General features: G+C 51.6%; 1 rRNA gene. It reads right to left on the reverse strand.

What is annotated here, in order from left to right:
- Positions 1-76: 76 nt before the first annotated feature.
- Positions 77-256 (reverse strand): 16S ribosomal RNA (locus Q1X33_RS08010); the annotation flags it as partial.

Below are 256 nucleotides of genomic sequence, written 5' to 3' on the forward strand. Positions count from 1 at the left end.
GGGTATTTACTTGAGAGTAGACCTCTCAAAACTGAACAAAGGCAAACGATGTGTAGTCTTCCGAAATATTCCTTAGAAAGGAGGTGATCCAGCCGCACCTTCCGATACGGCTACCTTGTTACGACTTCACCCCAATCATCTATCCCACCTTAGGCGGCTGGCTCCAAAAGGTTACCTCACCGACTTCGGGTGTTACAAACTCTCGTGGTGTGACGGGCGGTGTGTACAAGGCCCGGGAACGTATTCACCGCGGCGT

Source organism: Enterococcus sp. B2E4 (genome assembly GCF_030499455.1).
GTDB lineage: Bacteria > Bacillota > Bacilli > Lactobacillales > Enterococcaceae > Enterococcus_D > Enterococcus_D casseliflavus.